This window comes from Fusibacter sp. (assembly GCF_057447755.1).
The window spans coordinates 1-8,909 of the sequence record NZ_JBVBZF010000142.1; the positions used below are offsets into that span (position 1 = coordinate 1).

7 protein-coding genes and 1 pseudogene are annotated in these 8,909 nt (G+C 37.6%); all 8 read right to left on the bottom strand.

All coding sequences use genetic code 11. The features are described from left to right. Nucleotides 1-440, bottom strand: a pseudogene (locus tag AC220I_RS14075) (hypothetical protein); the annotation flags it as partial. Nucleotides 441-595: 155 nt separating this feature from the next. After that, on the bottom strand, nt 596-1,342 hold the full coding sequence (locus AC220I_RS14080; RefSeq protein ID WP_486724486.1) for a Na-translocating system protein MpsC family protein: 747 nt from the start codon (nt 1,340-1,342) through the stop codon (nt 596-598). Nucleotides 1,343-1,350: 8 nt separating this feature from the next. After that, complete coding sequence (locus AC220I_RS14085; RefSeq protein ID WP_486724487.1) at nt 1,351-3,555, bottom strand: cache domain-containing protein; 2,205 nt, start codon at nt 3,553-3,555, stop codon at nt 1,351-1,353. A 185-nt stretch (nt 3,556-3,740) separates the two neighbouring features. Next, nucleotides 3,741-5,231 carry a tripartite tricarboxylate transporter permease gene (locus AC220I_RS14090; RefSeq protein WP_486724488.1) on the bottom strand — a complete coding sequence of 497 codons (1,491 nt, stop codon included), beginning with the start codon at nt 5,229-5,231 and terminating at the stop codon, nt 3,741-3,743. 13 nt (nt 5,232-5,244) lie between these two features. Next, nucleotides 5,245-5,724: a tripartite tricarboxylate transporter TctB family protein gene (locus tag AC220I_RS14095; protein WP_486724489.1), complete on the bottom strand. Its 480-nt coding sequence runs from the start codon at nt 5,722-5,724 to the stop codon at nt 5,245-5,247. 68 nt (nt 5,725-5,792) lie between these two features. Further along, nucleotides 5,793-6,845, bottom strand: a complete 1,053-nt coding sequence (locus AC220I_RS14100; protein WP_486724490.1) for a tripartite tricarboxylate transporter substrate binding protein — start codon at nt 6,843-6,845, stop codon at nt 5,793-5,795. A 12-nt stretch (nt 6,846-6,857) separates the two neighbouring features. After that, nucleotides 6,858-7,973 (bottom strand): PrpF domain-containing protein, encoded by a 1,116-nt coding sequence (locus AC220I_RS14105; protein ID WP_486724491.1) that lies wholly within the window; start codon nt 7,971-7,973, stop codon nt 6,858-6,860. 44 nt (nt 7,974-8,017) lie between these two features. After that, the coding region (locus AC220I_RS14110; RefSeq protein ID WP_486724492.1) for an aconitase family protein at nt 8,018-8,909 on the bottom strand (892 nt) is incomplete at its 5' end.

Below are 8,909 nucleotides of genomic sequence, written 5' to 3' on the forward strand. Positions count from 1 at the left end.
ACAAGACCTAGAGGACTTTCTGATAGGCCCACCATAATGCGCCAATCCATCCCCTTGTCCTTGCCTATTAAAAAAGGGGGTATCCCTACAAATCCAAAATCCAGTTCGTCTGCAAGCATGGCTTCTCTCATTGCAGCAGTGTTGGGGAGTTTTTTCCAAACCACCTCAACATCGAGCTTGGCAGCCTTTAGCGCATCTTCTAAATAGCCATTATGTCTCATGATATCCAGTGGTGCATATGCCAAGCCATATTGATCTGCAAGTATGACCTCTTTTTTCTCGGGCACTCTGCTACAACTTGATAAGACTACAAGGGCTAAGACCAAGCTTAAAAGGATGGTCCAATTTTTCATATCAATCTTATGATGCACTTTATACTTATTATTCTTATACTTATTTTGCCTCATATTACAATGATGTTCTCTTACACGATAATTCATAAGCACCTCAATGTTTGTTATTTTTTTATCAAATTATAACATACATCATTTGTCCTCATGTCTTTTAAATTCTAATATTACATTCGTATATTCGATGACAAATTGAAAGAACAATTGAACACCTTTTAGGAAAGCATTTATTTAGAAACCCTTTATTATAAAACCTTGTTAAAACACAAGTAAGTGACATCCAACTTGGAGTCTGTTGTAAAAGACAACAAATTGACCTTGAAATCAAAATGGTCGCTTATTATACAAGACAAATCCTCTGAACGATCACTGTAAAATTGGTTTCTCAAATAATTGACCATATTGACGTTATTTTCATTTTTTATCATATTTTTTTCAAGCGTTGTCAGGGCACCAAAAATATCAATCTCAACTTGTCGATTTGTAACTCTAATCCTGATATCTTCAGGGCCCTTGCCTGATTCCGCCTTAATATACTTGATGACCAAGCGCTTTAAGGCATCCAAAAGCTCACCATTTAGGTGATCACTGGAGCCTCGATTATCTCTTTCAAACTCAAATGCAATCTGTTCGAGTGCCTTTTCCAATTTATTGAGTTCAATTGGCTTGATGAGATAATTGGTTATGTTCAGGTCTACTGCCGAGAGAATGGTCTCTTTATCAGACAAAGCTGACAACATCAAAATTGGAATGTTAGCATCCATTTTTCTGAGTTCCGCAACCATTTTCAAGCCATCCATTTTAGGCATACGAACATCACACAAGACCAGATTAGGATCACATTGACGAAATTTTACTAGCCCTTCTTCACCATTTGAAGCAAAGTATAGTTTCCCCACTCGCCGTTTGAGATAGCCTGCCAACTCTTGTCTTTGTACCTCATCATCTTCAACAAAAAGGACTTTCAACCCCTTTAAATTTTCTCCACCCATTCTAACCACTACCCCCTTCTCATCTTGATGGTTGCCTTAACACCTGATGACCAATTCTCTAGTGTTAATGTACCGCCAAAATTCCTTTCAATAATAAGTCTGGAAATATAAAGTCCAATGCCGGTTCCCTCTCCCTTGTTTTTAGTTGAAAAATAGGGTTTAAATAGGTCACCCATAAAAGTGTCTTCAATCCCACCACCATTATCAATTATCTCCACAATCTGATAATCACCATCACATCTGATAACAACCTTTATCAAACGTTGGTCTTGCTTGTTTTTTAAAACGTCAATCGAATTATTGAGTAAATTCAATATAACTTGATAGAACTGGCTCAGGTAGCCATCAATTTCATATTCCCCATCTAAAACAATTTCAGTTTTAATTTCATAGATGCTAAGTCTGTCTTTCAACATTTCAACGGACGTTTTAACAGCCTTGTAAATCTCCATTTTGACCTTGTCACTGTTGGGATTGAAAAAGTAAAGAAAATCATCAATAATGGAAGACATCTCTTGAATGATATTTTGCGACTTTATTATCTGATCCTTTAAATATTCTGCGTCCAGCTCACCAAAATTATGACTGTCACCTATATTGCCAACGATTAGATTAAGTCTAGAAAGGGGCTGACGCCACTGATGTGCAATACTGGCAATCATTTCCCCCATTGCAGCCAATCTTGCATTATAAATCATAATGCCTCTATTTTGCTCCAGGAGCGCATCTTTTTGCCTTCTCTCTGTGATGTCTCTTCCCATGAAGAGCAAAAAGGCTTTATCTTCAATTTCAAACTCATGGATATAGAGTTCCACTGGAAAAGTTTGTCCCTGGGCGTTGTAAAAAAGAACTTCAAGTACAAGTTGTGACTCATCATTGGTCTCTTTAATCAAACTTTGAATTTGGGTAATATTCTCGTCATCAATAATGTTTTCCATTTGAAGCTTATGGAGATTTTCTCTTTGATAACCTAATCGTTTCAATGCATAGTCATTGATCTCTAGGATTTCCAAATGATCATTATCTAATTGTGGTGACATTACCATGAAGGTCAATTGCGTTCCAGTATTAAATAGTTTTATAAATTTCTTGCGACTTTCCCTTAGATTCGCTTCAAGCTTAATTCTTTGATCAATATCTTTTTCGAGTGTAAGATTTAACTCTTGAACACGATCTAGAAGCTGTGTTTTCTCTTCCAACTTTTTGTGATTAAGGAGCATAAAAATCACATAAATGATTGAAATAAAAAACGAAAGGGCTATGGCAGACATAACGACAATTGTCGTGTACAAGTTATTTTGAATGTATTTAGTAGCTTCATAATAATCACTGGAAACTGTGACAATCCAAAAATCCGATCCGATAAAGACAGGCGAGTAACCGTTAAATTTTAAGGTTACCGATGGATTGTCTTCTGTAATCCATACCGACTTATATATACCTGTGCCACGCTCGCCACTCATCTGCTTTTTAAACATTTCTTCAAGCGATGACCAGTCAAGCTCGGGAAACTCCTCTTTTCTCAACTTGAGTACATCTTTGCCTATTTGATCTACTCTAGGATGCATAATGAATATGCCATCACTTGTCTTTACAGATGCGTAGCCCTTTTTTTCGAACTGAATTGGTTCAATAAAATTATAATAGATTTTTTCAATCGAAAGCCTCGCACTGATGACACCAATAATATCCGTATCGTTCCAAATTGGCTGTGTTAAAAATATATAAGGATGATTGTCCTTATCAAAGTAGACTTTACTGCTTGACGATAACCCCGTTTCAGTCACTTTTTCAATCTCTATTATCGGTTGGCTATAGGCCTTTACACCTTGAAGTCTATCTTCTCCAATAAGTTGAGCCCTCTTGTCATAAAGCTGGATCCCTTCAAATCCATTTTTTTGAGATGACAAAAAAACGCTCAACTTGTCTGTAACCTTAAATTGATCGGTCTCTTGTGATTGTTCAAGATATGCTTTGATATCTGTATCCAATTTGAGTATTTGCAATAAACTCTCTTGACTGCTAATATAACTCTCAATTGATTTTGCAATTGTATCGGCTAAATACAAAAGACGATTTTGCTCATTGTTTATCAAGTCCATCTTAAACTGATTGTAGTTTAAATAAATAATCATGGATAAACCAACCGAGAACGTTATGCTCATAATAAAAATCAAAAAAGCTCTCTTCTTCAAGGCTGCATAGGTTTTCATATAACCACCATAGTCCCCTTTTTATTAAATCATATTAAAATCCGATCAAATACTTGTTGCCCTTATTTTATAACAAAGAGAAAACACACCGCAATAGCATTTACCACCTTGTCTATAAAAATCAATCTGAACGCCAATATAGAGGTAGTAATCACTACCTCTATGCTGACCATTTTATAATGTTTTTAGTTTGATGCTTTATGCTTTTTATATTTTGAGATAAGAGGGGACATGAATGTTGCCACTGCAATCAGAAGAATTACAAGTGCTAAAGGTCTTCCTAAGAACCCTGACCAATTTCCACCACCAATTATAATCTGTTTTCTAAGTGAATTCTCAATTAGCTCACCTAAAATTAGGCCCAAAATAAAGGCAGAACTTGAATATTTAAACTTTTCAAAATAGTAACCAATAAAACCGAATAAAAACATAATCGCAATATCATAAAAACTATTTTTAAGTGAATATGCACCAACAACGCCTAAAGTCGCAATTAAAGTTCCTAAAAGGGGATATGGCAATTTTAAAATTCTAGCAAATTCTCTTGTGACAAATCTACCACCAACAAATAAGAGCATTGCTGCTAAAAGCATGCCAATGAAAATTGCATTTAATAAGACAGGCTGTTCTCTGATGAGCAAGGGACCCGGTCTTAATCCAAGGATCATAAAAGCCGCCATGATTACTGCCGCCACTGGACTTCCTGGAATTCCGAGTACCATGGTTGGCACCATACTACCACCAACAGCAGCATTGTTCGCCGATTCAGGTGCAATAATACCTTCTGGAATACCCGTTCCAAATTCATCTGGATTTTTACTCGAACGCACAGCTTCACCATATGAAATCAAAGATGCAATTGAGCCACCAGCCGCTGGAATAATTCCGATGATTGTCCCGATAATGGATGATTTAACAAATGTCTTCCACATCTTCGCCATTTCAGAAAACTTCATAATCACAAGTGACACTTTTGAATTTGTAATTGTACTTGTATCTCTGTGCGAAAGTTCTTCTACATTTCTATAGATTTCTGCAATTGCAAATGCACCAATCATTACAGAAATATAGTTAATGCCATTTAATAAGAAGGGTTGTCCAAATGAGTATCTTTCAACCCCGTTGATTGAATCAATACCAATTGTTGCAAACATCAATCCAAGAATAACAGACAAAATTGCCTTCATTTGATTCTTTGAGCCAATACTTGTAATACAACTTAACCCAACCAATCCTAACGCAAAATACTCTGCACTTTGAAATTTAAGGGCAATGACAGCAAGTAAAGGTGCGCTAATTACCATACAAATCGCTGAGAAAATCGTTCCAAATGAGGAAGCCGATACTGCTAAGCCCAGTGCAAGACCTGCATCGCCTCTTTGAGCCATAGGATAGCCATCAAAAGTCGTTGCAACTGCTTCTGGTGTACCAGGTGTTTTTAATAATATTGCCGAAATTGATCCTCCAGTTGCACCACCGATATAAACCGCAACCAATAATAAAACGCCTGATATTGGGCTCATTGAATATGTGAAAGGAAGACAGAGTATAATCGCCATTGACGAACTTAGTCCAGGTAATGCCCCACATACCATTCCAAATAAAGTTCCTGCAGTAATGAGGAGAATATTCAACGGAATGATAATTTGTGATAATGAATCTAATAAAATTTCCATTTATATTAACCTCCTAATAAATATAATAACTTAAATCACGTAGTACTCCGATGCCCCTAGGTAGTGGAATGTAAAAGATCTTTCCAAAGACTACAACAAGAGCGACAGTAGTCACCACTGTGAAAAGTGCAAGCGCCTTATTATTTTTGTAACCCATACTCTTAGCACTACTTACTAAAAATAGTGGCGTTGATAAGATAAATCCCAAGTATCCCATCAAGGCAACATAGACCGACAAGGCCAAGACATTTAAAGTAACAGCTCTGCCATTAGTCGTTTTTATTTTAAACATAGGAATGTCAATTTTCTTTCCTTTTTTGATAACCTCTAGGGTAACGATCCCTAAAACAATCAAACCTAGTATTGCAATTATAATTGGAAAACCACCTGCCCCAAAGATATCCCCCTCTGTCGTTGATGGCCCCAGCTTTAACGACAACAATAGATAAATCACTATTACAATCGCTATCAAAGCATTAAAAATTAGTTCCATTAATGATCCACCTTTCATGGTGAGGAAGAGCAAAAGTTAACTCTCCCTCTAAAATATCAACTTGATGACTATTGAATAATTCCCATTGCTTTAAAAGTTTCAACATACGAGTCATATTCTTGATCCCAAACTGCTTGGAAATCTGCCGCATTTAAATAGCCAGCACGAACGTTTGTCATTTCTTTTGCTTCCATATCTTTATAAGCTTGATCTTTGTACGCTTCTTCAAAAGCATTGATTATGATTGCTTTAACTTCTTCAGGAACACCTTTTTTGATTACGAAACCTCTCCAAGAACCTTGAGTAAAGTTAATGCCTTTTTCAACTGTACATGGAACATCTTTTAATGCTTCAACTGTTGCTAATCTCTCGCTGTTTAAAACCACTAATGGTCTGATATCTCCAGATTCAACTAAAGGTAAAAATGAAATTAATTTATCTTGATAAACATCTAACTCGCCACCTAAAACTGCCGCTTTAAGCTCAGAACCTGATTTATAAGGCACGTATGTCCACTCGATACCAGCATTTGCAGCAAATGCATTTGCAATGTAGTCATCTAAACCACCAGGAGAAAGACCACCAATTTTTAATTTTTTAGGGTTTGCTTTTGCAAACTCAATAAGTTCATCGATATTTTGGAACTGGCTGTTTGAAGAAACACCAATTGAAACAACATCTGATTGAACACGCATGATTGGTTCAAATTCTTGTCTAAATTTAATACTTGATTTGCCTTGAGCTTCAACAATAAGGAGTGAAGGTGTAATTTCAAGAATTGTGTACCCATCTGCAGGTGCACCATAAGCATAAGTTAAACCTTCAATTGTACCTGCACCACCTTTGTTTACTGCTGTAAGTGGCTTACCAATGTAGTTTTCTACTATTTGAGAATAACCTCTAGCAAAAATATCACTAGCACCACCTGTACCAAAAGGAATTACCATTTCAATTGGTCTCTTTGGAAAATCCGTTTTCTTCTCTTCAGCAGGTGCAGCAGTCGTTGCTTGTTGATTGTCAGTTGTTGCAGTTGCAGCTGTTTCAGCAGGTTTTGTACTTGAACATCCCACCATTGTTAAAATCATCGCCAACATTAAAACTATCGATACAAACTTTTTCATAATTACCTCCAATTAATAATTTTTATGAGTGAATACGTCCCCCTGCATGATTCTGCGAGCTGTACGTAGCACTTGCACAGATTTTACATTGTTACTTTCCATTTGAATATGCGTTTCCATCACACCACCCGGGTGGGCAATTCTCAATTTTTCACCGCCATCAGTGACCATTTGTTCCACCAAAGTTCCTTTAATCTTAGATGCCGCACTGATACATACTGCACCTGTAATCGCAAGGGCTTGATGGGGTTTTTGCATGGACATCATTCGGACTGAAATGTCCATATCAGCTAAATCATGATTCTTGCCTTTTACATCCGTATAGGATTGTGCTTTCGAAATAATGGTTGCCTTTGGTACCGCAGGTGACTTCAGAGTTGCCTCTTTCTCTGATGCAAAACCACAAAGCTCTGCAGCGATACTTCTGATTTCTTCAATATAGTTTAGTGTCGCCTGGTCAAAGTCATTTGCCAGTTCAGTGCCTCTTAAGCCCACATCCCCTGCATTGATAAATACCAAGGGATTTGCAGAGTCTACAATAGAAATAACAACTTCACCCTTTGACGTTGAAACCCTATTCACGGTTTCTCCCGTGGGTAAGAGCTTACCTGTTACAGCACCTTCAGAACCATGGAAGATCAAACCAATATTTGAGCCACTTCCCGGAACACCCGGTATCACAGTATCCCCTTCAGGGACATACTGCCCATCTCTTACTTCAACTTCCGCTTCTATCAACTTATCCGTATTTGTATTTTTAATGACAAGAGAAACTCGACTTGCCTTAGGGTCCACCTGAACCAATCCTTGCTCTATCGCAAAAGGTGCTACAACCGAAGATATATTGCCACAATTGCCTTTCATATCCACAACTTCTTGGGTCAAACTCACCTGTGCAAATGTATAATCTAAATCCACACCCGGTTCATTTGAACAGCTAATGATTGCAACCTTACTCGTCAATGAATTCGCACCACCAAGTCCATCAATCTGCTTAGCATCAGGACTTCCCATGACATCCAATAGAAATTCCGCCCACTTGGATTCATCTGATGGCATGTCTTCTCTTTTAAAACAAACCGCTTTGCTTGTGCCACCTCTCATGATGACACATGGAAATCTGTTCATCCTCTCACTCCTCACACGCTCAGTATTTCAAACCGCTATTATGTTTAACTGTCTTTTTTCTTAACATAATTGAGTAATCCGCCTGCTTTTAAAATGTCTGCCTGTCTATCTGTAAGCTCAATCTCTACCTCAAATTCTGTATGCTTAGTTAAATTCGTTACCAATAGCTTGCCTTCTGAAATCGCTTGGTCATTGAGTTCAAATGAAAGGTCATCCATTTCATCTATATTGTCAAAATCATTTGTCTTAAGGAACTTAAGGGGCACAATACCATAATTGATAAGATTTGCACCGTGAATTCTGGAAAGTGATTTTGCCAATACTGCTTTTACGCCTAAATACATTGGTGCCAATGCTGCATGTTCGCGGCTTGACCCTTGACCGTAATTTTCTCCCGCCACGATAATACTAGATTTCATCATTTGTGCTCTCTTGGCAAACTCTGGATCAACACCATTAAAAACATATTCTGAAATTGCTGGTACATTCGATCTCAATGATAAAATTTTCGAACCTGCCGGCATAATATCATCCGTGCTGATGTTATCATCCACAACAATTGAAACACCTGCAGTAATGGTTTTATCAAGTTCACTGCGAACTGGCATGGGTTTAATATTTGGACCTCTTAAGACTTCAGTCTTACCATCAAAATCATCTAGGATCATCCGATCATTAATAATATAGGCCTCTGATTCTTCAATTTTTGAAAGTGCCTCTAAATCGCAGATGTCTCTTGGATCAGAAATATATCCTGTCAGTGCTGATGCTGCTGCAACCTCCGGGCTTGCTAGGTATACCAATGCATCGGCTGTACCACTTCTGCCAATAAAGTTACGATTAGAGGTTCTAACCGATACACCCCTAGAACTTGGTGCCTGTCCTACACCTACACATGGTCCACAAGCAGATTCAAGGATTCTCGCCCCAGCAGCA

What these genes read in the sequence shown, in the direction of transcription:
- AC220I_RS14095 (WP_486724489.1), bottom strand. Translation starts at nt 5,724, where the DNA reads ATGGAACTAATTTTTAATGCTTTGATAGCGATTGTAATAGTGATTTAT.
- AC220I_RS14090 (WP_486724488.1), bottom strand. Translation starts at nt 5,231, where the DNA reads ATGGAAATTTTATTAGATTCATTATCACAAATTATCATTCCGTTGAAT.
- AC220I_RS14100 (WP_486724490.1), bottom strand. Translation starts at nt 6,845, where the DNA reads ATGAAAAAGTTTGTATCGATAGTTTTAATGTTGGCGATGATTTTAACA.
- AC220I_RS14080 (WP_486724486.1), bottom strand. Translation starts at nt 1,342, where the DNA reads ATGGGTGGAGAAAATTTAAAGGGGTTGAAAGTCCTTTTTGTTGAAGAT.
- AC220I_RS14085 (WP_486724487.1), bottom strand. Translation starts at nt 3,555, where the DNA reads ATGAAAACCTATGCAGCCTTGAAGAAGAGAGCTTTTTTGATTTTTATT.
- AC220I_RS14105 (WP_486724491.1), bottom strand. Translation starts at nt 7,973, where the DNA reads ATGAACAGATTTCCATGTGTCATCATGAGAGGTGGCACAAGCAAAGCG.